The organism is Candidatus Aenigmatarchaeota archaeon, assembly GCA_016932615.1.
Lineage (GTDB): Archaea > Aenigmatarchaeota > Aenigmatarchaeia > QMZS01 > QMZS01 > JAFGCN01.
On the sequence record JAFGCN010000010.1, the window covers coordinates 42,914 to 63,876 of the forward strand.

Annotated in this window: 26 protein-coding genes; 10 read left to right on the plus strand and 16 right to left on the minus strand. The window is 47.0% G+C overall.

Features of this window, described 5'->3' with window-relative positions:
• Positions 1–6: 6 nt before the first annotated feature.
• The gene (locus JW727_03400; protein MBN2095069.1) at positions 7–1,458 is read right to left on the minus strand and encodes a hypothetical protein; all 1,452 of its coding nucleotides are present in this window, start codon (positions 1,456–1,458) and stop codon (positions 7–9) included.
• A gap of 2 nt (positions 1,459–1,460) precedes the next feature.
• The gene (locus tag JW727_03405) at positions 1,461–1,805 is read right to left on the minus strand and encodes a pyridoxamine 5'-phosphate oxidase family protein (protein MBN2095070.1); all 345 of its coding nucleotides are present in this window, start codon (positions 1,803–1,805) and stop codon (positions 1,461–1,463) included.
• Between the two features lie 23 nt (positions 1,806–1,828).
• On the opposite strand from JW727_03405, the gene JW727_03410 reads away from it, so the two are divergent.
• Together JW727_03410 and JW727_03415 are read left to right on the plus strand one after the other, a co-directional pair.
• Complete coding sequence (locus JW727_03410; protein MBN2095071.1) at positions 1,829–2,230, plus strand: SET domain-containing protein; 402 nt, start codon at positions 1,829–1,831, stop codon at positions 2,228–2,230.
• 21 nt (positions 2,231–2,251) lie between these two features.
• Positions 2,252–2,968 carry a hypothetical protein gene (locus JW727_03415; protein ID MBN2095072.1) on the plus strand — a complete coding sequence of 239 codons (717 nt, stop codon included), beginning with the start codon at positions 2,252–2,254 and terminating at the stop codon, positions 2,966–2,968.
• Here the strand turns inward: JW727_03415 and JW727_03420 are convergent.
• The 5 genes from JW727_03420 to JW727_03440 all read right to left on the minus strand — a co-directional run bounded on the left by JW727_03420 (position 2,958) and on the right by JW727_03440 (position 6,748).
• Complete coding sequence (locus tag JW727_03420) at positions 2,958–3,410, minus strand: hypothetical protein (protein ID MBN2095073.1); 453 nt, start codon at positions 3,408–3,410, stop codon at positions 2,958–2,960. The genes JW727_03415 and JW727_03420 overlap by 11 nt on opposite strands.
• A 99-nt stretch (positions 3,411–3,509) precedes the next feature.
• Positions 3,510–4,235 carry a hypothetical protein gene (locus tag JW727_03425; protein MBN2095074.1) on the minus strand — a complete coding sequence of 242 codons (726 nt, stop codon included), beginning with the start codon at positions 4,233–4,235 and terminating at the stop codon, positions 3,510–3,512.
• A gap of 91 nt (positions 4,236–4,326) precedes the next feature.
• The gene (locus JW727_03430) at positions 4,327–5,154 is read right to left on the minus strand and encodes a hypothetical protein (protein MBN2095075.1); all 828 of its coding nucleotides are present in this window, start codon (positions 5,152–5,154) and stop codon (positions 4,327–4,329) included.
• Positions 5,142–5,738 carry an adenylyltransferase/cytidyltransferase family protein gene (locus JW727_03435; GenBank protein MBN2095076.1) on the minus strand — a complete coding sequence of 199 codons (597 nt, stop codon included), beginning with the start codon at positions 5,736–5,738 and terminating at the stop codon, positions 5,142–5,144. Before JW727_03435 ends, JW727_03430 begins: the two co-directional genes overlap by 13 nt.
• A 488-nt stretch (positions 5,739–6,226) precedes the next feature.
• Complete coding sequence (locus tag JW727_03440; GenBank protein MBN2095077.1) at positions 6,227–6,748, minus strand: metallophosphoesterase; 522 nt, start codon at positions 6,746–6,748, stop codon at positions 6,227–6,229.
• A gap of 136 nt (positions 6,749–6,884) precedes the next feature.
• On the opposite strand from JW727_03440, the gene JW727_03445 reads away from it, so the two are divergent.
• On the plus strand, positions 6,885–7,757 hold the full coding sequence (locus JW727_03445) for a hypothetical protein (protein ID MBN2095078.1): 873 nt from the start codon (positions 6,885–6,887) through the stop codon (positions 7,755–7,757).
• A 57-nt stretch (positions 7,758–7,814) separates the two neighbouring features.
• Here the strand turns inward: JW727_03445 and JW727_03450 are convergent, their stop codons facing one another.
• Positions 7,815–8,708 carry a hypothetical protein gene (locus JW727_03450; GenBank protein MBN2095079.1) on the minus strand — a complete coding sequence of 298 codons (894 nt, stop codon included), beginning with the start codon at positions 8,706–8,708 and terminating at the stop codon, positions 7,815–7,817.
• A 56-nt stretch (positions 8,709–8,764) separates the two neighbouring features.
• Positions 8,765–9,709: a 4-demethylwyosine synthase TYW1 gene (locus tag JW727_03455; GenBank protein ID MBN2095080.1), complete on the minus strand. Its 945-nt coding sequence runs from the start codon at positions 9,707–9,709 to the stop codon at positions 8,765–8,767.
• Positions 9,710–9,784: 75 nt separating this feature from the next.
• Here JW727_03455 and JW727_03460 point away from each other — a divergent pair, with 75 nt between their 5' ends.
• From JW727_03460 to JW727_03480, 5 genes are all read left to right on the plus strand, one after another.
• Positions 9,785–10,174, plus strand: coding sequence for a hypothetical protein (locus JW727_03460; protein ID MBN2095081.1), 390 nt, complete (start codon positions 9,785–9,787; stop codon positions 10,172–10,174).
• 112 nt (positions 10,175–10,286) lie between these two features.
• The gene (locus JW727_03465) at positions 10,287–10,937 is read left to right on the plus strand and encodes a hypothetical protein (GenBank protein ID MBN2095082.1); all 651 of its coding nucleotides are present in this window, start codon (positions 10,287–10,289) and stop codon (positions 10,935–10,937) included.
• Positions 10,938–10,993: 56 nt separating this feature from the next.
• Entirely contained in the window at positions 10,994–11,575 is a 582-nt protein-coding gene (locus tag JW727_03470; GenBank protein ID MBN2095083.1) for a hypothetical protein, read from the plus strand.
• Positions 11,576–11,596: 21 nt separating this feature from the next.
• Complete coding sequence (locus JW727_03475; protein ID MBN2095084.1) at positions 11,597–12,202, plus strand: hypothetical protein; 606 nt, start codon at positions 11,597–11,599, stop codon at positions 12,200–12,202.
• Positions 12,203–12,216: 14 nt separating this feature from the next.
• Positions 12,217–13,776, plus strand: coding sequence for an O-phosphoserine--tRNA ligase (locus JW727_03480; GenBank protein MBN2095085.1), 1,560 nt, complete (start codon positions 12,217–12,219; stop codon positions 13,774–13,776).
• On the opposite strand, the gene JW727_03485 is transcribed toward JW727_03480, so the two are convergent.
• Both JW727_03485 and JW727_03490 read right to left on the minus strand, forming a co-directional pair.
• Positions 13,766–14,305 carry a hypothetical protein gene (locus tag JW727_03485; protein ID MBN2095086.1) on the minus strand — a complete coding sequence of 180 codons (540 nt, stop codon included), beginning with the start codon at positions 14,303–14,305 and terminating at the stop codon, positions 13,766–13,768. The genes JW727_03480 and JW727_03485 overlap by 11 nt on opposite strands.
• 73 nt (positions 14,306–14,378) lie before the next feature.
• Positions 14,379–15,605, minus strand: a complete 1,227-nt coding sequence (locus JW727_03490; GenBank protein ID MBN2095087.1) for an AAA family ATPase — start codon at positions 15,603–15,605, stop codon at positions 14,379–14,381.
• A gap of 184 nt (positions 15,606–15,789) precedes the next feature.
• Here JW727_03490 and JW727_03495 point away from each other — a divergent pair, with 184 nt between their 5' ends.
• A complete protein-coding gene (locus tag JW727_03495; GenBank protein MBN2095088.1) occupies positions 15,790–16,551 on the plus strand; it encodes a hypothetical protein in 762 nt (253 codons plus the stop codon).
• Between the two features lie 2 nt (positions 16,552–16,553).
• A complete protein-coding gene (locus tag JW727_03500) occupies positions 16,554–16,847 on the plus strand; it encodes a hypothetical protein (protein ID MBN2095089.1) in 294 nt (97 codons plus the stop codon).
• Positions 16,848–17,150: 303 nt separating this feature from the next.
• On the opposite strand, the gene JW727_03505 is transcribed toward JW727_03500, so the two are convergent.
• The 5 genes from JW727_03505 to JW727_03525 form a co-directional block, all read right to left on the minus strand.
• The gene (locus JW727_03505; GenBank protein ID MBN2095090.1) at positions 17,151–18,416 is read right to left on the minus strand and encodes a lactate utilization protein; all 1,266 of its coding nucleotides are present in this window, start codon (positions 18,414–18,416) and stop codon (positions 17,151–17,153) included.
• Complete coding sequence (locus tag JW727_03510) at positions 18,376–19,170, minus strand: (Fe-S)-binding protein (GenBank protein ID MBN2095091.1); 795 nt, start codon at positions 19,168–19,170, stop codon at positions 18,376–18,378. The genes JW727_03505 and JW727_03510 overlap by 41 nt, the downstream gene beginning before the upstream one ends.
• Before the next feature lie 15 nt (positions 19,171–19,185).
• The gene (locus JW727_03515) at positions 19,186–20,418 is read right to left on the minus strand and encodes a cytochrome c biogenesis protein (GenBank protein ID MBN2095092.1); all 1,233 of its coding nucleotides are present in this window, start codon (positions 20,416–20,418) and stop codon (positions 19,186–19,188) included.
• Positions 20,402–20,704 carry a DUF134 domain-containing protein gene (locus JW727_03520; protein MBN2095093.1) on the minus strand — a complete coding sequence of 101 codons (303 nt, stop codon included), beginning with the start codon at positions 20,702–20,704 and terminating at the stop codon, positions 20,402–20,404. Before JW727_03520 ends, JW727_03515 begins: the two co-directional genes overlap by 17 nt.
• 53 nt (positions 20,705–20,757) lie before the next feature.
• The coding region (locus JW727_03525; protein ID MBN2095094.1) for a DUF5320 domain-containing protein at positions 20,758–20,963 on the minus strand (206 nt) is incomplete at its 5' end.

Sequence of the window (20,963 nt, forward strand, 5' to 3'; positions counted from 1 at the left end):
TGCTATCTATAATTCCAGGGGCTGGTCCTGCGTATATTTCAGCCCTTTCTTTATGGCGATTTCCGCTTTCTGAATTTCCTCTCCTAAGTAAATGCCGTGCGAGACCTGGGAAATCACATCTGCCTGCACTATCTTGTCCCGGAGCTTTCTTGAAGCGTCTTTTTCAAGCCCGTTCTGGGTGAAGGTCTGCATCCACTTGCCCTCAGGGGATATGTGCTTTATGGCGATGTCGCTTCCCTCGACAGAGATTATGAGGTATCCCCTGGGGTCGGGAGAGCACCTTGGCAGGTTGCCATAATCCTCAATAATCTTCTGGACGATTTCCCAGTTGTTGTCGTAAATGTGGGCGCAGTTCGAGTAGACTGTCAGGTAGCCAAGCTTTCGCCCCAGCTTTTCTGCAATGTGCTTTTGAAGCGCCCGAAGGCCGAAGACATTCAGGAGCCACCCCCCGAAAATGTCATGGCTTCGAAAGTAAGCTGTCATCTGGAGCGCTTCATCCGCGATTGTTGCCTGGAGAAATGTCATGCAGGGGGCGCTTTTTGCTGTGTGGTCCTGGATTCCAAAGAGGCTTGCGCAGGCAGCCCTGTCGGTTGGGTATCTCGTGAGGTAGTCGATGATTACTTCGTCCACCTGATTATACTTGTAGTTTTGCCCCTCTACTTTAGGAAAATTCCACAGCCGCTCCCCGTAGGTATAGTCAGCAGTTCCCTTCACCCCAGTCATAATTTTGGGGATGTAGTCCTCTATGTCCTTTTTGGTAATCTGGAAGTAGGGGTACATTTTGATGTTGTCCGGGTCTTCCTCGGTAACCACCGCAGCAATGTTGAAAAGCTCCCTGCAGCTGTTTCCGTGAAAGCTGGACCTTACCTCCCCGAACTTCATTATCTTCTTCAGGATTTCAAGCCACACCTCGCCTGCACACTTTCCCCTGATTGGGTAAACTGTCCCCTCAGAAGGCATCGTCCCGTCGAACTCGATTTTTCGTTCTGGGAAGGTTTCGGGCTTTGCCCAAGGGGCTGTTTTTGGCTTGTGGGACTGTACGCATTCCCTTATCTTTGCGGCGCTGTAGGTTCCGGAGAGGTCAGAGTAGGCAACGCTTTTCCGGAAAATGTCGATTTTTTCCGCAGGGATTTCCCTGTGAATTCTTGCAAAGTCACTTCCGATGATGTTGTTTTCCTTATCCACGCCTTTTTCAAGAAGGTTTACCAGGGCTTTACCGCTTCCTGACCGGTCTTCCCCGCAGATTATGAGGCGGCGTATTTTGGGGTTTGAAAAGATGTTTCTCAGTATGAAATTAATTCCTTCCTTGGAATATAGCTGCCCGCAGACCGCAAAATTCTCCTTCCCAAGCGTTTCGGCGATTTTTTCCTTTGGCGTCCAGAGAGTGACAATCCCTATCTCTGACTCGGGGTTTCCGAGTATCAGTTGGTCTTTGAAGTAGAGAGGCCAGCCAGTCATAATCACAGGACTTTCTTTACCTTATCTAGGTCGAAAACATCCCAGATGGAAACAAGGATTGCGTTTTTTACCTTATAGTCCTTTGATTTCTCAGAGCACATGTCAAAATACTTTCCCGCGGGAAAAATCTCTGCCTTTCCCTTCACCCGGAGGTACCCTGAGATAAGGCAGACTTCCGGATTTTCCTGGAGGTTCTTTATCGTGGTGTCCATCTGGCAGTCAGCTATAAGGAGGCCGCCATCCACGAATCCAAGAGACACGACGATGTTGGCATTTGGCTGCCCGATTTTTGAGCTTGTGGCAAGCACCAACTCTTTTCCTTCGTCAAACTCGTATTTCCAGCCCATAATATTCAAGTCCAGGAAATATTATGAAAACAGACGAGGTAATTGTCAAAAAGTCTTTCATACAAGGCAAAGGAATATTTGCTCTCAGAGACTTTAAGATGGGCGAGATAGTAACTCACTGGGACACCTCAAAAGAGCTCTCAGAAGAAGAATTTGAAAAGCTCTCTGATGAAGAGAGAGAGTATGTCTCTTTTTTTCAAGGGAAATATGTACTGATGCAGGAGCCAGAGCGGTACCAAAACCATTCCTGCCAGGCAAACACAACGGTTAAGGATTTCTGCGATGTTGCTGTCAGAGACATAAGGAAAGGAGAAGAGATTACCGGGAACTATGAAGAGGTTCTTCCAGGAGGGATGGAAATGGAGTGTAGTTGCAAAAGCAGGGATTGCCGGAAGATTATCAGGCCAAAAAAGCAGCTAAAGTAGCAAACTCCCTAATCAAATTATATGGTCCCCATTGGCTTTACGACCGGGCTTCTATTCAAGCTTCCCCTCCCATTTGAAGAGAGAGTGAAGCTGATGCACTCCATTGGGACTGAGGCAATTGAGCTTAGCTTTGCGACGCCAAAAGAGCTTTTTGACTGCCGCCCAAGCGTCGAGATTCAGGCGCTTATGAAGAACTTTCGCTACGTAACCATCCATGCCCCCTGGAAAAATGTTGGCTATGGCAGGGGGATAAAGACCGAAAGAATCCTTATCCATCTCAGGTACCTCTGCCAGAAGTTCCCTGTCAAGGGCATAGTTGTCCATCCCGACACGGTTTTTGACTTCCAGAAGCTCGAAAAGTCAGGCCTTCCCATACTCCTTGAAAACGTGGGGAGGAAAAAGTTCGGGGCGGACACTGAGGTCTTCAGGACAATCAGGGACAGGTTCAATTTCGGCTTTGTCCTCGACATCGAGCATGCCTATGACAACGACCCGACCATGAAGCTTGCCGAGGAGTTTTATGGGGTAATGGGCGACAGATTGCGGCATATGCACGTTTCCGGGCACCGCGGCTCTGAAATGCACGTGCCGGTTTTTCTTTCGGACAATCGGGAAACCGTGGCGGAGTTCCTCGAAGAGCATAGCAAACACCCGATAATCCTTGAAGGGATAATTTCAAAAGACGTTCAGGAGCGGCTGAGGGATGAGCTTAATTTTGTGAGGAAAGCTAGCCGATAGGAAAATTCGCTATTTTCGCCCTTCCCTCTCTATCAAGCTCAGGCACGATAAGGTGGGCATGAAGGTGCCTTACGGTCGCCCCGGTATAATTGGCATTGCCAAACCTCATTGCAAAGCCGCCCCCCGGGATTTTGTATTCTTCGATGAGCCAGCTTAAAAGCCCGAAAATCGCCTCAAAGTCCTTTGGGGATAGCTCCGTGAGCTTTTCGATGTGCTGGTTCGGGATGAAGACAAAGTGATAAAGCGTGTTCTTGTATGGCCAGTCGTTCTTCTTTACAATCCAGCCGCCAGAGACTTTCAGCACAGGGTTTTTGAAGGAGCGGTTTTCCGGGCAGAAGGGGCACTTTCCCGACTTTTCAGCCGCCTCTAGAGCTTTCAGGTATTCCCGGGATTTTGCGTATCGAGTGTTTACAAGCTTGCCTGCTTCTGGATTTTCTGGCATAATTAATTGCTGGATTTGGCTTTATGGCTTATGTTGGAGAGAGCATCCTCCCCAATTTCTAAAAATCCAGAAGACTAAAAAAACAAATTTTGGCTTTTGCTATGCGGCTGCTGTTGGCTTTCCAGAATAGGCGTTAAGCTCTTCACGAATGGCGTTTGCTCTTTCCTGGGTGTCGTACCTTTTTGACTTTGCGTCGTAAAGGCCATATGCTGCAAACGGAAGAAGTATGATTCCGCCGGCAGGAGTAGTGGCTACGCCTAATGCGCCGAGTGCTGCCGAAGCTGTGCCGTCAATGTATGTTGCGGCCCGGTTCATGGTTCCCCATTTTCCGAGGTCAAGGTACTCTGCTGCCTGCTGCATCTCTCCCTTTGTTGGCTTTCCCCTAAGCATCTCTGACGCCTTTTCGAGTTTTCCTGTAACCTTGGTTCTGCTTACTCCATCCAGAATGCTATAGACTCCAAGCCCTGCAAGGACAAGGCCTGCAGTTACAAGTATGGGTTCCAGTCCGTCAGCATGTTCCAGTGCTTGCTGCAAGGTGTTGGTTACCGCTTCCGTGTCTATGTTCCAGGAGTATGTTGATTCCATGCCGTTTTGAGCGGAGACCGTACTCCCGCTCATTACGCCAGTATCGCTTATTGAGTCTATGGCTTCAGTTAGGATTTCCTTGTAGGCATCTACCATTTTAGGTGCAAAGCCCGCTGTGGCCGCGCCTACTCCAGCTGTAACTACACCATCTATAGTCGCAAGGCCACCCATCACGTTGCCGTATGTTTTGTCCTGCTCCAGTTGCCAGGCCATTAGTTCCGTATTTGGTTCGTTTGTCATATTTATCACTATTATATAATTACTTATTTATATATATAGTTTTTGTAACTCGAAAGTATATATTGTGGGAGGTTTTTTAGAACAAATGCCCTTATTTCACAAAAACCAATTCGATCCCTCTCGACTTGAGTATGCTCTCCCCGTCAAGGGAAGCGTGTCCCGAAAGGAAGAAAACCCGCCTTATTCCGGAATACGCGATTAACTTGGCGCAGGAGGGGCAGGGAAAGACGGTTAAGTACAGGTCGGTTCCATCAAGTGAGATGCCTTTCCTTGTGGCTTCTGCTATTGCTCTCTGTTCGCTGTGGATTGCGCTTGCATATTCCGGGTTTGTCCCCGCTTTTATCGAGTCCCTTGGGTCGCCGTTTATGTAAGGCGCGTGTTCTGATGGAACCTGGGTATTGTGCGACCTGATTATCACCTTTCCGTCCTTTACGATTACTGACCCAACATGCCTCCACCAGTCAGAGCTTTTGTCTGCTTCTTTTTTTGCTTCTTCCATCATTTTCCGGTCAAATTCGCTTTCTGATGCCCGGTCGTAGCTTACTGAAGTCTGGCTCAGGACGTTTGAGGCGTCCCAGCGAAGAAACATGGTGTCAAACTCCACCTTGTTTTTGGGAAGGTATTTCTCGGCAATGCTCCTGGAAACAGTGTCCGAGCCGCAGATTATTTCCTTATTTTCAAGTTCGCCCAGATTTTCCTTTGAGAGAACTTTTACTTCTTTGAAGGTTTCCATTTTTCCGATAATTTCCGCTGCAGTTTCAGGAGATAGTGCCCGAATCTCCATATGAAGTTCAGGTATTTCTTCTGCAAGATTTGCTCCAATAACATAAAGCGCCTCAGCATCGCCCTTGTGCCGCTCGAAAAGCTCAAGGTAGCCCTTGTGTATCACAGGAACGTAAAGTACCATCAGTTTGGGCATTTTTTGTTCCCTTCAAGAATAGTCTCCACGTCGGTTATGGCGTTTTTCAGCCGCTCCAAAACCCTGCTTCCCCGGATTTTTACTGCCTTTTCGATTGTGTGCGACGTTGAGGTCGTTGCCTGCCGCGGGAGGACCTTTAACTCCTTGCAGTGCTTTTTTATCTCCGCTATCTGTTCTGGAGGGTAGCTGTCCTCGACTGCAATGTAAACATCCGGCTTTATCGCCTTCAGGAGCCCGAACTGCCAATTTCCCTTTTCATCGACATCCTCTATTACGGTTACAAGGTCAACGGGCACCTGGTAGGCAAGCATCTCCATGCGCTCTTCGAGAGGTATGATTGGCCTCTCCTCGCCCTTGTATCTCTTTATGGCAGGGTCGCTGTCGGCGCCGACCACCAGAATATCTCCGCTTTGCTTTGCCTTGAGAAGGTACCTGACGTGGCCTATGTGGAGCATGTCAAATGAGCCGATAGTGCATACAATCCTGTGCTTTAAAACCCTGTGGGCATCGACATACTTTTTCAGCTCATCGTAATCTGTGACTATTTTCTTGTGAATCTTGATGTCGATTTCTCCAAGTTCCATAAAGCTAGATTAAGCAGACTTATTTAAGTTTGGTTTTCTTGAATATTTGCAGAACTAAGACACCTAATACTAAAGAATAATTATTATGAACCTCAATAATTCTCTAAATCTTACAGAACTTATAGAAAGAGGCAAAACTGATGGAGCTTACCTCGAAGCAGAAATTGCCTGGCATAAAATGGAACCTGAATATCTAGGTCTGAATAACGAAACGGCCCCCAATTACCAGTTTCAACAGGAAACACCATTTCTTCTTCAGTAAAGAGGTGATTTTGTAATTGATTTAGAAAAAGCCCAGAAAACTTACGGGCTGATTTGCAAGGCCCTTGCCGGAGAGTACGGGCGCCCCGGCATGAAGGCACAAGAATGCTTGCAACGCTTGAAAGATGGCTTTGGGAAGGGCTAAATCAGAGATATTCTTCACTAGGGCTTGATTTGCATCATCTGTCTGAAGTTAAACGGCCTGTATTTTCTTACTGGGACCTGGCTTAGTTTAGCCAAACCAGTTCGGCCTTGCCAGTTTCCGTGTCATAAACCGCGACGCTTGCCTTTTCGTAATCCTTGTGGTCCCCAAGAGGGTTTAGAAAACCAGGGTTTACGTGCAGGGTTTTGCCCTTTTGCTCAATAAGCGGCTTGTGGGTGTGCCCTGTCAAGACAAGGTCATACTTTTCGCACCTCACGAGGGCATCAGTTATTGCCTCGCTCGAGCCGTGGTAAGCCGCAATCTTCTTTCCGTCAAGCTCAATTTCAAGAATCTCATCGAAAAACTCGATATTCCAACTCTCCAGGTTGCAGTAAGTAAGGAACCTGTACCTGTCGCCATCGTTGTTCCCGAATACGGACAGGGTTTTCCATGCGGGCTTCTGCTTTAGGTAGAACCTTGGAATGGTTGGAGAAGCCCAGTCCCCACAGTGTATCGCAAGGCCGATTTTCTTTTTCCTGAAGGTTTCAATTGCCTTTTTCAGGAATTCTGGATTGTCGTGTGTGTCCGAGAGGATTCCAAGTAGCATAAGAATATCAGAACGCATGGCTTATAAGCAGCAATCCGACTGCTCCCTTGTGGGGACGTTGCAGAGGCATTACTAAGGCACCACAAAAGTAGTGGTTTTCAGGATAGGATATATCGGGTTTTGCCCAAGTAGGATTATGGGCTTCTCCCGTTCTAAAGACCAGGCAGGAAATGAGGTGTTAATCTATGGAGAGAGTAGCATCTATTCGATTCCCTTGTGGAGCACTTCCGAAAGAGGGGAAGGGGAGATAAAAGGTTATCTACCGACTTCGGCATTCTGGGGCCGCAGGGTTGACAAGGAGCTTGGCACCGTGGTGGGACTTGGGCTCATTAAGCGTCCGCCAGGAGAATCCCGGGAGATTACCTTTTGCAAGGGGGTCCCTGTTGGTGTAGATTTGGGCGGGGGGAAGGTTGTGCCCTTGAATCGGCCGTATGCAACTGCTCGGGGAATGGAGTTGCTTGTAAAAATGCTCCAGCATGATTCGATAAATAGAGATTTTGGCTCCCGCTGGGTAGATCCAGACTATCCAAGCAATATTCCCTGGTATGCAGCGAATGAAACTTTTCCGAAATTTGACTCCGATGGGAAGTATTCTCTTGACTTTCAGCACTGGCTGAATGATAGGATTTGGGGGACCAGAACGTTTGGCCGAGATGCTTTAGAAAAATCTCTGGATGCTAAGCCAAAAATCATGGCTCAGGCACTGGACGATTTGTACGCTTCTGGGGCTTTTGTGGACCCCTGTGAGATTTTAACAGGGATTGAAAGGGGCGGGATTGAGCAGCCAAAGCTAGAGGAAGTTGTGCGCCCAAAAGGAAGTAAGCGAAGTGGCGTTGATGGATTTCTTCTTCCATACTGCACTGCAATTATTCCTTATGGGGTTACCCTCCCGGACTCCGGCGAAACTATTAGATATGTTCCTAAGCCAAATTTTCCAAAATCCTACCGGCTGGCAAGAAAGAAGACACCCCACCAAGACTCTAGTCAAGAAGATTGGGAAGAATTCTAGCGCTTCCGCCAATTCAGTCTAGAAATGGTTGTTGACCTTTGAATTTGACCTATTTAGTCAAACAAACTCTGGCCAGATAGTTCTGGCTTCTTCCTGCAAGTATTCGTCTGCAATCGGAAAAAAACTCTCCTGGGCGGTCCAGATTTCACCCAGGTATCTGTCAATCTCAAGACCTTGAGGTATGCGCAAACCTTCAAGATTTAACATGGTACCCAGGAGCATGTTCACGATGTTGAGGTATCTGTCTTCGCTGCCAGATATCATGTTTGACAAAGTACCGTGCAAATATCTTGGGGATTCGCCGATTAGCTCCTTCAGTCCTTGAGCATTACCTTCTCCATTCAAAAGGTTAGCTATTTCATTCAAGAAGATACGTCGGTCCTCAGTTTTTTCAAAGAAGGGGCTTTTGGAGGAAGGCGTATTCCAGTTCATAAATCCCATATAGGCTTCTGGGCTTTCGAAAGCATTTCTTATTGCCTTGTATCGCTTTTTGGTATTTCTGACTGCAGATTTTCCTCCAAGCCGTTCAATATTGGTTGTAAGGTTGCTTCTTTGGCTGGCTGTTCTCAGGAGTTCTCTATATGCTCGGGTCAGATCGCTAAAATAACTGGATGTAGCGTCATCTTTGGCACCCATTTTATTAGCAACACCCCCCATCAGAGCCAACTCAATTAAAATTATTTCTGGAGGCAAAAGGTAGGTCTTGTATTCTTCTTCTGCTACAAACCTTCCAAAACTCCTAAGCACGGAGTCCCTGTCGTAGATGGAATTATGTGGTTTGATGTCTGGTTTTTGTGAATACTCTTTCTGAGTAAACCTGCTCAGGTTGTGAAAATATCTCCCACCTAGTTCACTGGAGGCAAGCTTGATGAATTTGTCGCTATAGCTTGGATGCATCTCAATAGCATAGTCCTTGAGGTCTTCTGCCCGGACTACAACCAACTCTTTCAAGAGGGGTTGGTCGAAAAGATTGGCGGGTTCATATATGATAGTTATATACTAAATCACTATTTAAAATGGTTATTGACCTTAGACTTCTTGTTTTTCAGCAAAACAATCCTCGAAATTGGCTGCTCGTCTTCGTACCGGTAATCGATTCCATCAAGCAGCTTCTTTGCAATATCCTGGGTTTCCCTGAAGGAGAGCATCTTGTCGTAGGAAAGGCGCTTTCGGGAGTAGCCGATGCTCATGAAGCTTTTGACTTCGACAAAGTCCGCGCCAGACCCTTCAATCAGTTTCTGGTAGTCTGGCAGGAATTTAGGGTCGTCATTAAGCCCCCGGATAAATGTCATCCTCAAGACCCGCCTTCCCCTGAAGTTGCTCATCGCGTCAAGCGAGCCGAGAAAGCGCTTCCAAGCGCCTTTTTTGGAAGGGCGGCAGATTTTCAGGAACATTTCCTCATTTGGGGCGTTGCAGGAGATGTAGAGCTGGAAGTTCTTGTGGGGCTTTAAGTTCTCCAGAACCTCCGGGTTCGAGCCGTTTGTCACCAGAAATACTGTCCTTGCAGTTTTGCACAGGTTATCTATCAGGGAAATGATTTTTGGGTATATGGTGGGTTCGCCTGAAAGGGAGATTGCATAGTGGTCCGGATTTACCGCCTCCTCAAAAACTTCTTTTGAAACCGCAGGGTTTCCCTTGAAGCCCATCAGGAGCTTTTTTCTGATTGGCAGAAGCCCTTCTACAATCTTCTCCGGCTCTTCCACTTTGCTTTCCATATCCTTTTGCATTTCCTCGTTTGGCCGCCAGCAGAAAACGCAGTTTTGGTTGCAGACAGCGACAAGGGGTGAAAACTGGACACATCGGTGAGTGTTAACTCCGTAAAACTTGTTCTTATAGCAGGCGCCTTCTCCCTTTAGGCACTTTTTTGTCCACTCGCAGATTTCGACCCCCGCTTCCCCAAAAAGCCCGTAATGCTTTTTCTCGAACTCTTTTTTGGTTTTATCCGGTAGCATAAAATAAGCAATAGCGATTCAATACAAGTGGGAACTCTTGTTATGGGATTAATCATTTCTCAGTAGAATTTTGTTATGGGTGGCATATATGGTAGTCCAGGGCTTTGGTCTGGTCAGGCACATCTGGATAGAGGCATTGGGCTTGAATATGCCTCTACCTTGCCAGCAGATGTGTTCCCTATAGTCGATGTCTTGGTTGGCGGAAAGGTTCTTGAAAAGTTCAGGTCTAAGATTGAACCTGGACAGGTTTTGAGCCAGAAATGGGCTGTTGGGTATCTGGACTTGGAGTGCAGAGCATACCTCTCTAGGGACCGCATTCGGTTGGTGGCTTATGGGACTGAAGATGTTGAGTTCGAAAATGGTCTGAGCCAGGATGAGATAAGGCAAGAATTGCTTGCTGGACTCTGTCTTGCGTGTGACTCTAATATCGAATTACTTAATCCCTCGGAGAACTACCTCTGGTGACTTGTCTTTCTGGCTTTCATCCAGCCCTCTTATGGCGGGCAACTTAAGCCAGTTCTTACCGAGGTATCATCAACTAGAATTATTTAAGAGGGGTAACTATCTATGGTGCAGAATGAAAGTCAATTTTGAAAGACTGTGGGAATACCCAACTGGAACTCTTGATCAGATATATCTTGGGCTTGAAAGGGCAATAAACAATGAGCTTCCGCTCAAAGATGCAACTTCTAGTGAAGCTAAGGGTGAAAGTGAAAACCTTGCGGAAGTGTACCCTTCGCTACGTAGGGAAAGAGACCTGATTTCCTCGGTGGTTGGCGAGCAATTCAGGAGATTTTCAGCGGAATATGGGTTCAAAGAGCCAGAGGTGTGTTCTTGTGAAGGTTTGCTTTGCATGTCTGCCAAGGGATATCCTTGGGGTTATCTTTTTGAGTATTATCCGGAAAATCTGAATTATCTTTGCGGTGTTCAGGATCTGGCTTCTCACAAAAATGAGGCTTCGGCTAGCAGAACCAAGAATCTGTTTGCAAACAAGGGAACAGCCAAAGAAGGGGATATTAAAGTGGCCCTTTGGATGTCCGGGTCGCCTTATGCAGTCTTCAGCGACTTTTATTCCTTTAGTTGCCTGGATGAAGGTACTCGTGGCAGGATAAGGAAGGTATTCGAGAGGCCGGGAGGCAACCGTTCATTGTCTTCTGCCATGGAGGAGTTTTTAAATCCGGTCAACCAAAGGCGGGGTGTAATTACCCGTGCCCTTACGGGGCGTTGATTTAAGGGGGGCACCTTACTACCAAGTTGTTATATATTTTAGACTCATTGAATATCATGGCAACCGAACTTTATGGAGAAAATGGCAGGATGGTCTACGACCAGCTTCTTGGAAATTATATTGGGAGCATTTACAATCGGCCGCCGGTCTTGGAAAGTGGCGCTTTTCAGCAGGGAGGCCACTATTTGGCCGATTCTGTTCATGCCATAATGCCTCCAGCTTTCGCTCCAGCAGACATGCGGCTTCTTGCAGAAGGTTTGGCTGGAGGAGTTGTTGATACTTCCGGGGAGGTTTCAATCTATGTGGGAAGTCTCCCCGGTGCTGAGGCGCCAGCTATCCGGGAAGGGTATGAAGCTTCCTTTGCTAGAGCTACCGTAAACGCCCCGGAGGCAGACTTTTCTGGCGTTGAAGGCATAGCCGCTACGAAACTGCCTGCGGAAGTGCCTACCGAACTGCAGCCAGAGGTAGGTAGCACAGGAACCGGGCCAGGTGCAGACATCGCGCCAGAAGGCATACTTGAGCAGGTTCAGGATTGGATTTCCGGGCACGAGCCGCTGGCTATTCTTGGCGTGCTTGGCATTGCAGGCGCAGGAATTTATTACCTGAGGCGGAGGCGACAGCCAGCAGAAGCAATTTAAACTTTTGGGTAGTAGTTTTTTATGGAAAAGCGTGATGATGGGTGGGCGACTCCTGAGGAGGTAAGAAGACATTCTCTCAAAGGAATAGAAATCCCACTGAAGGGGATAGTAAATTATGACCCCGAACTCCCGATATCAGAGACACAAGCTTTTGATGAAATAACTGGCTATCCAGGAGCACGAGTAAGGATTGGAAACGATGTATATTCAGGCAAGCCCTCTCCTAGGGATGCTTTGGTTTTTACTGCTTCTGAACTAAATCTGGGTGGCTTAAAGGAAATTTTAGATAGGGCCTGTTCAAAAAGACCCCATATTGTCAGAAATGGAAACGGCGAGGAATTGTTCCGGACCTACAGTGCCAAAAAAGATTCTGAGGGGACCTATGAGGTTAGAGTAAAAGTTATTCCAACAAAATTGGAGGGGGGTCTTAATGTGTACCGGGCAGTGACGGATGTTTGTTTTTCCAATGGAATTCGCCCACCAGAATGCAGTATTATTGATATGTCACAGGGCATGAAGTTGCTCAGGGAGAGGGGGATGTCTGCAGTAAGTTTTGATGAGGTGATGCTTAATGGAGGGCCATATGGCCCCTCATTTGACAGAACTTATGACAAGCTTCTTTTATAATCAAACCTCTAATTATGGCTGAAAACGCGGTTGATTTTGAGGATATAAAAAGGCGGGCAAAAGCCGACTTTGAGAAAACCTGGAAAGAGACAGCCAGCCCTCTCTTAGGAAAGGGCGACTTCAGGTACCCTTCCAGGAAGGGAAAAGAGCACCTTCTTATGAAATACGTTTTCAACATCAGAAAAGCGCTTCTGGATTTGGGCTTTGATGAAGTTATTACCCCGATTATCCAGCCGCCCGAGGAAATCGTAAAGCAGTACGGCCCTGAGTCCCCTGCGATTTTAGACAGGATTTACTACCTTGCAACTCTTCCAAGGCCGGACATTGGCCTCCCAAAAAAGAAAAAGGAGCTAATCGTGGGCAAAATCCCGGGCTTCGACAAGTTCGACAAACTGCAGGAGATTTTGATGAAGTACAAGAGAAGCGAGATAGAAGGCGGAGAGGACTTTACCGAGGCGCTCGTAAAGGACCTGGGGCTGACGACTCCGCAGGCGCACTTCATGATTGACGAGGCGTTCCCGGAGCTTAAGAACATCCGCCCGGAGCCGCTTAATCTGTCCCTTATTTCACACGCCACAACTGCGTGGTTTCCAACCCTCTCAAGGATGCTTGACACCTCGGAAATGCCTGTGATGCTCTTCTCGGTTGTCTGGAGGTTTCGGCGCGAGCAAAAGGAGGACAACCGCCACCTGAGAGCGCACCTTAATTTGTCAATGGTTGTCATGGACCCCAACTTCAAGATTGAAAATGGAAAGGAACTGACTGAAAAGTTCTTCAGGAACCTTGGCTTTACCGAGGTAAAATTCGAGCCAAAGCCAAACCAGCCCGCCTATTACGCCCCCGGAACAAACTATGAGGTATTCATCAAGCACCCGAAAATCGGCTGGATTGAGGTTACCGAGATTGGAATGTACTCGCCTGTGGCTCTGGCCAACTACAAGATTCCTTACCCGGTCTTCAACTCAGGTCCGGGCCTGGGAAGGATTGTAATGGCCATTGAGAAGATTGACGACATAAGGGCGCTTTACTACCCGCACACCTTTGGCGGGGAGCTTACCGACAAAGATATTGCCGAAGGGCTTGAACTGGACAGGGTTCCTATGACAAAGGAAGGGAAAACGCTTGCTAAAATCATCGAGGATGGAATCAGAAAGCACGCAGACGACCTCGGAATTGTCCAAAACGAGATTTTTTCGGGAGAAATCGGCGGAAAGGCAGTAAAGGTGTTTGTCAGCGAGCCGGAGGAAGGAAAGAAGCTTCTTGGCCCCGGCGGGCATAACGTCCTGTACGTTCATGATGGAAATATCATGGCCGTAAAGCCCGGCCACCCGAAGTTTGCCGAAGTTGAGGCAAAGGGAATAAAGGTAATCTCCTTTTTGGAAGCCATTTCAAATGACTTTGCCTACAGGATTGAAAAGGGCGAGCGGGGAGTGATGACTGTAAAGTATGTCGACACCCTGCCCTCGATGAACATAAGGGCAACCAAGGACGTCGAGAAGTTCATGCAGGATAGCCAGAAGGAAATCAAGATTGATTCCCCAATTTTCGTGGATGTTGAGGTGGTTAATTTTTAGTAGCTCTTAAAAACACTTCAAAAACCTCAGAATCTTCTAGCAGACGTGACAATTTTTGGTCAATCTCTCCTTGTGTGTCGTTATTTGTAATGCCTGCCTGTTTTTCCAAGCTTTCGGTGAAGGCAATAACTTCTAGCTTACCTAGTCTAGTTCCATCATTAAAAAACTCTATCTCGAAATGAACCGCTTTTGAGTTTTGATAGAGTATACTTCCCTTTTTGCAAGAGAGTTTTGGTTTTGTTTCACCAGCCAATACCTCTACTTTACGAATAAACTCATCTGGGGATTTCCCATCTAAATCTACAGATAATCTCGTTTTGAGTTGACCCCCCTTATGTTTGTTCAAAAGATCGCCCAAAAATTCAGAGAGAACGTGAACGGCCTTCCATTTTCCACACTCTCCCTTTACCAATATATTTTTATTACTCTTCTGAAAATACCTCAGTTTCCTACTCTCTTCTGAACTAAACCTCCCCGAGGCGGAGGGTCTATCAAATGACCGGGCATCAAAGGGTTCCCAACCTTGCACACAGGAACTACGAAAAAGTTTGTCGTAAAAGAGTATATCATTAGGTCCCTCACAAATAACCAATTTTTTCAAATTAGATACCTCTTAAATCAGAAAGAATGTCTTTTCTGACAGAACGGGCTTTATCATAGTCTTTGGTGTCTAAAACTACACAATTTCCAATCCGTTCCATCCTCAATATCAAGAACTCTTTTTGAAGATATACTTTTTCTTCATCTGAAAATGCTTCTAACTCTAAAAAAGAGTCTATGACATCTAGACTGTGGGTAGTTATAAAAAATTGTAGACCCATATTTTTTGATAGAGTCACGATAATTTTGGTCAACTCTGCCACATATCCCGGGTGCATGTGGCTTTCGATTTCATCAACGAGAACTACCTTGTTTTTTGTTTCCTTTGAATTCAGTTTCCAGAGAATGGCTACTAGTTGTCTGAAACCATCTCCCATAAAATCAAATGGTATTTGGAACTCTTTTCCGTTATCATCTACAAATAAGAGTGCATCCAAATCGAACCGTTCCAGACCTTCTAAAATGTTGTTTTCTTTGATTATCTCTTCTATTCTCTTAACTTTAGATTTTAAATCGGGATCCTCTGAATTAGGTTCTAAATCTTCTGCTTCGTTAAAATCTATGATTTCTACAGGAGAATCCCGCTTTGCCCTAGTTCTGGCGTCATACTTTGGTAGATATGAATTAAAGTAGTAGTCCAATATAAAATATTTTGCTCGTTCGCTGTCTTTATTGGACAGTTCGGCAAGCTTACCTATCAAAAGTTCAGAGAGTTTTAACAATATCTCGAAACCTTTGTTAGGAGAAACAGATAGGTAGGGTTTTTCTACACCTTTGCTTTTAACTAGTAAGGTATATTGAGCCAATCTTAATGTAGTTTTATCATCTAGAAAGGTTCCCAGTTCTTGTTCTAGGATTTTTTCAGAAGCTTCAGAAAGACTTGAGCCAATAGCATTTAGGTGAAATCTACACGCTTCTCTAACAAAATCCTTGAAATGAGTCTGGACTTGTGCAGTATTAGGTAATGTTAGTATAAGTGTGGATTCATTACCCTCACGATAATTCACCGCTATTTTAGCCCCTCGTGAAGCTAGGTTGGTGCTAATCAGCTTAGATAAATTGCCTGAAAATAGCTTCAAGACCTCTGGTTTATAGGAGATGTGTATTGCGTCAAGTAGGGTGGATTTTCCAGTGTTGTTTTTTCCAACAATTAGGTTTATCATTCTGGGCTCGAAATTTAACGAGTTTATGGCTTTGAAATTCTCGATACTAATCTTGCTGATTATCATAATATATCCTAAAATTGTAAAGAATAGCTTATTAATCTGGATAAACTCTCGCTGTAGGGTAGATTATGGCTTGAAGACCGGAATTTTGCCTTCTGAACTAAAATCTTCTGGAAAATTATAAACTCCTCCGTAATAAAATTTCTTGTAAGACTGGGCATTTATTCCTTGCCTGCTCATCTCTATTATGGACAAGGCCTTTAGGGACCTGATAGGGATTACCGGAATTTTTATCCTGGTAGTGTCCCTGATACTCTTTGTTGCTTCGGCAGCCGAGTTCTACAAATTCCTTCTTCTCTTCTCGGTGGGCGTGGTGCTCCTTTCAATCAGAATCTATAACTTCCCCGGAATCCAGCAGTTTCTCGTGGTGGGTTTTGGCTGGGTCATGGGCATTTACGCGCTTTCAAGCATCTTTACGCAGTACAGCCAGTTCCCGGTTCCTGGCTTTGAGTGGTCGGGGATTTCTCTTGGCGTGTGGTGCCTGGCTTACCCTGCCCTCCTGATACTCTATGAGGTCACGCGGCTCTATGAGAACAAGAAATGGCACGAAACTTCGATTGCCGCCCTTGACGCCATGTCGGTTTTTGGCGCGGCATTTCTTGCAATTTCAGCCATTGCCTGCCTGGATCCCCTGGGATTTTCCGGTGGGATAACCGGCGACTGGCGGGAGTTTTATGTTTACGGGGTGGCGCTTCTCCTCTACACGATAGACCGGAGGGGAATCTACCTTGAAGGGCGGCTTTTGGAGTGGAATACTGCGTGGAGAAACCTTTCGGGCGGCATTGCATTCCTGGGGGGGCTTATGATGATATGGCTTTCAATCTCATCTTTTCTTGGAACTGAAGGTGCAAGCGTTCCGGTATTCCTTGCCGAGGCGGTTGGTGGAGTCTTTGTATGCTTTGTCGTTTACCAGATTTTTCAGAGAGAATATTTTATAAAGGAGCATTGATTATGGGACTTTCCGGTGAGAAGATTTGGCTCGCCCTGTTTATCTTTCTTGTGGTTTTGTGCGCCCCGGTCTTTCGGCAGGACCCAGGGCAAACAGCAAGCGAAGCAGGCATAAAGCCACTGCCGGAAAGGTCAGAAAGCAAAAGCACCATTCTATCCGGCTGCACGGAAACGCAGGCCTGCATCGAGAATGAGGAATGCCTTGGCAGCTGCCGGCTTTGCAGGGTTCGCCTGTGCCCTCAGGAGGACGGAAGCCAGACCTTTGAGATTTTGTCCTGCAGTTGCAGAAAGGCGTAGCAATCCATATAAGTGCGGACCGTTTCAAAAGGCAACTTCTCGCATTTGTTAGCTCATTGTGGCCAATAGGGCTTCTATCTCTTAACTAGTGAGGCCATCTCTGGAGGTATAGTCTTCCCGCCACATATTGGCGTATTTTAGAAAGGCAAGATCTTTTAAATGCCTGTAGCTGAGGGTAATCTCTGTTTCTTTCAGTTCGGGAAATCCTGACGCCACGAGACGGTCCTTAAAACGTGGAAGATTGTGCATAATAGACCTGTCTTTGTAAATGCAATTTAAGGAGATAGTTGAATGCTTCACGCTCTAGCAGCATTGCCAGTCGCTCCCTGCATCTTCGCCCACTTTTCCAATCGCGCTCGAGTATTTCTGGAGGTTTTCAATCGTCTTTTTTGTCCCTTCCGGCGCCAGGCCCTTTTTCACCAGTTCCCCCCGGACAAGCCGGACAAGCTCTGGAAGGTCTATTTTTGCGGGGCAGTTATGCCTGCAGCTGGAGCAGCCGGTGCAGTAGAATGCGCCGCCTTCCAGGGATTTCTGAAGCCCTTCCGAAAACTTTGAAAAGACCACTCCCTTCGCTCCGGCGTATCGGTTGCCGAAGAGATTTTGAATCTGGTGGTAGATTGGGCATAGGTTCAGGCAGGCGCCGCAGTTTATGCAGTATAAAATTTCCTCGTATGGAGTCCCCAGAATGCCTGACCTGCCGTTGTCGAGAAGTATGAGGTAAACTTCCTTTGCCCCCTGGGCTCCGGTAATGACTTTGTTTTGTATGTCCGCGGTCTTGCTGGGGCCCGAAATCAAGCTTACGTAAACCGGAAACTTCTGCCCCGTTCCGTAAACCGCCGAGCATTTGGCGACAAGAAGCGCGTCCTCGACAGTTGGAATAATCTTTTCGAAGCCCGCGACGATAATGTGCTTTTCCGGAAACCTCGAAACAAGGGAGATGTTCCCCTCGTTTTCCAAAACCATAACGCTCCCGTCAGCGGTTATTGCGTTCGCGCCCGTCAGCCCCACCCTTGCCTCGGCAATCTTCTCCCTTAGCTTGTTTCTGGCAAAAGAGGCGATTTCAGCCGGCTCCGGCTTTACGGAAACTCCGTACTTTTCTTTTATTGCCTTTGAGATGTCCTTCGGGGTAAGCTTGAGGGCAGGCAGAACCGGGTGAATCCCTTCGAGATGCGCAACCTGTACGAGAAAGTCTCCCAGGTCAGTTTCGACGACCTCAACTCCCCCAAGCGCTTTTTCAAGCCCTAGTTCCTTGAAGGCGTTTGACTTTGACTTTACAAGGAGCTTTTCGCCGCCCAAAATTTTCAGGATTGCTTTTTGTGCCTGCTGTGGATTTTTTGCCTCGATTACCTTTATCCCGTTTTCAGTAAGGTTTTTTATAGCTTTCTTCTTCAGCTCCGAAATGTTTTCAATTGACATTTTCTTCAGCTCCCGCAGTTTTTCCTTCAGTTCCCCCTCATCCAGGCCGCTAAGCGCGCATTCTCTCTTCTCAAGGTACGAATAAAACACGGGGAGAAGGCACGAAATTGCCTTACTCCTTTGCCCGACTTCTTTTTCCAGATTTCCCTTCATCTTCATCCTCGTCTTTTTCAGTCCTCAGAACCTGCGATAGCTCCACTACCTTAAGCCCCCCTGCGTTTTCTTTCAGGTTAAGGTAGCACATAGGGCAGCATGTCACCAGCACTCCGGCGCCGGTTTCCTTTGCCATGCCCGCCCGCTCTTTTGCAATCGAGCTTGAGAGAATTTCGTGGTTTGACCTTACTCCGGCGCCGCCCCCACAGCAAAGCGCTCGTTCTCTCGTAAGCTTCATCTCCTTTATTCTGCATCCCGCGGCCTCCAGGACTTTCCTTGGCTCTTCATAGACGCCAGAGTACCGCCCAAGGTGGCAGGGGTCGTGAAAGGTAACCGTGCCTTTGTAAGTTTTTAGCTTCTTTACGTCCAGTTTTCCCTCGCCGATTGCCCTTGAAAGAGTATGGCTAATATGCTCGACCTCTATATCCCAGGCGTCGCCGAGGATTTTCGGGTAATCGACGGAGAATACCTTTGAGCAGCCGGGGCAGGAGGCGATAATCTTTCTTACGCTGCGGCTTTTGAAAAGCTCCAGATTTTTTTGCATGAGCTTTTCCGCTTCTTCGCCTTTCCCGCAGCTTATCAGGGGGCTTGCACAGCAGATTTCCTTGTCGAAAAGCTCGATAAATTCGATTCCTGCCTTTTTGAGAAGAATCCGGTAATTGAGGCCAATATCTCTGGCAGCCGCTTTTGTGAGGCAGCCCTCGTAATAGAGAGTATTTCCTCCCCGGAGTTTCCTGAGCAGGTTTACTTTCATAGTGTTATCTTAAGGTCAGATGATCTCGAAGACCATATAGATTCCAAGGGCGATGAGAAGAATTGCTGTTCCAAGCTTCATCCACTTTCTGTACTTGAGCCGGAAGCTGTTAACCTTCTCTGCCGACTGTTCCTTGTGGAAGATGAGCGTTATGATAAGGAGAGGCAGGACGAAGATGAGGTTATAAAGGATGAGGTAGGGAAGCCCCGCCATAAGAGTCATGTTGCTGCTCAGAAGCGCAAGTATTGTGAGGTAAACCTCCCCGGTGCACGGAAGCTCGAACAAGCTTACGAGAATTCCAAGAACAATTACCGAAGGAAGCGTTGCCTTTTCGACGTATTTTTTAATAGTTCCCTTCTTCGATTCCGGGATTTTGAGCGTAAACCCTTTTCCGTACCAGAAGAAGTCCTTGAGGTTTATAAGCCCCGCAAGTATGGCTATTACTGCCGCAATGGCATAGACCATGCGCGTTATTCCGGCGGTCTGGATTACCGCAAAAAGCCCAAGCCCCGAAAGCAGGTAGACAAGGAAAACAACCGAGCTGTAGATGAGCCCTACCTTGAGTATTCTGCCCTTGGCGCCAATCGAGCCGAGGTATGTCAGGAGGAAGGCGATTACTGCAAAGGCGCAGGGGTTTATGCTGTCGACCACTGCTGCAAGTATTACGGTTGTCAGGGTGAGGTCAGCGAAGTTTATCGGGAAGATATTATGAATGCCGCCAGACTCCTTGTTGTATTCCAGCGGGCAGACGGGAGGGTTTTCGATAAAGTAGATCATTTCAAGCTCCAGGGAATCGATTATCGGCTTGTCGCCGATTAGCGCTTTGTTTCCGATAAAGAGCATGGGCACAACTGCATCCTCATCTTCCAGCCCGTACCTTTCCCTAAAGTCATTGTAAAGCTCGAAGTTGCTGAAGTTTGCGGAAACGTCGATTATCTTTAGCTGATACTGGGGGTACTTGGCAACCAACTCTTCGACAATCGGCTCGGCACGGGCGCAGTGGGGGCAGCCGGGCTTGTGGAAAAAGTAAACACAGTAGGATTCGGAATAATTCGGGCCGGCAGAAGAAGCGGAGCCGTTTGCAATCAGGGGATTATTCTCCCCGCAGGTGATTTTCTCGATGTCGCAGGCGCCATCCGCCGCAAAGGCCAAAAAAGGCACGAAAATGGCGGCAAACAGGAGGGTGGCTGCAATAAGAGGCAAAACAGCCATTTCCAGACCGAAAAATCCCTTAACTTCCACTTTCATACTTATAGCTTCCCCCTTCAATTTTTATAGCCCTTCCGTTCACCAGTGCTTCTGAAATCTTCTTTCTCGCGGAAAGCAGGAGCCGGTGAAATGTCGGCTGCGAAATATTCATTTTTTTTGCTGCCTTTTCCTGGTCCAGCCCCTCAAAGTCCTTCAGCCGCAGCGTTTCAAGCTCCTCCATATTCAGCACGACAATTTCCAAATCAGTAAGCTTTATCCCTGCGGGCTTGAAATAGGTCACATTTGGCTGAAAGCCCACACATCGGCATATTTTTGGCCTTACCATAATCTCTTCATAATATCTCGCCGAATAAAAATTCAAAAAAAGAAAAGAAGGGTCTATTTCAGCTCTTTAAGTCGCTCTTCGAGCGCTTTCTTTTCCCTTTCAAGAAGCTCGAGATCTTCTTTTATTAGCTCTTTCTCCTCTTCTTTTGTAAGGTACCTGGGCCTTTGGCAAAAAAATCCCTGGCCCCAGCCCATTCCGCGAGCAAATCCTCGCCCGCAAGGGCCGGTACCTCGCCCAATTGCTCTTGGGTTTCTTGGTC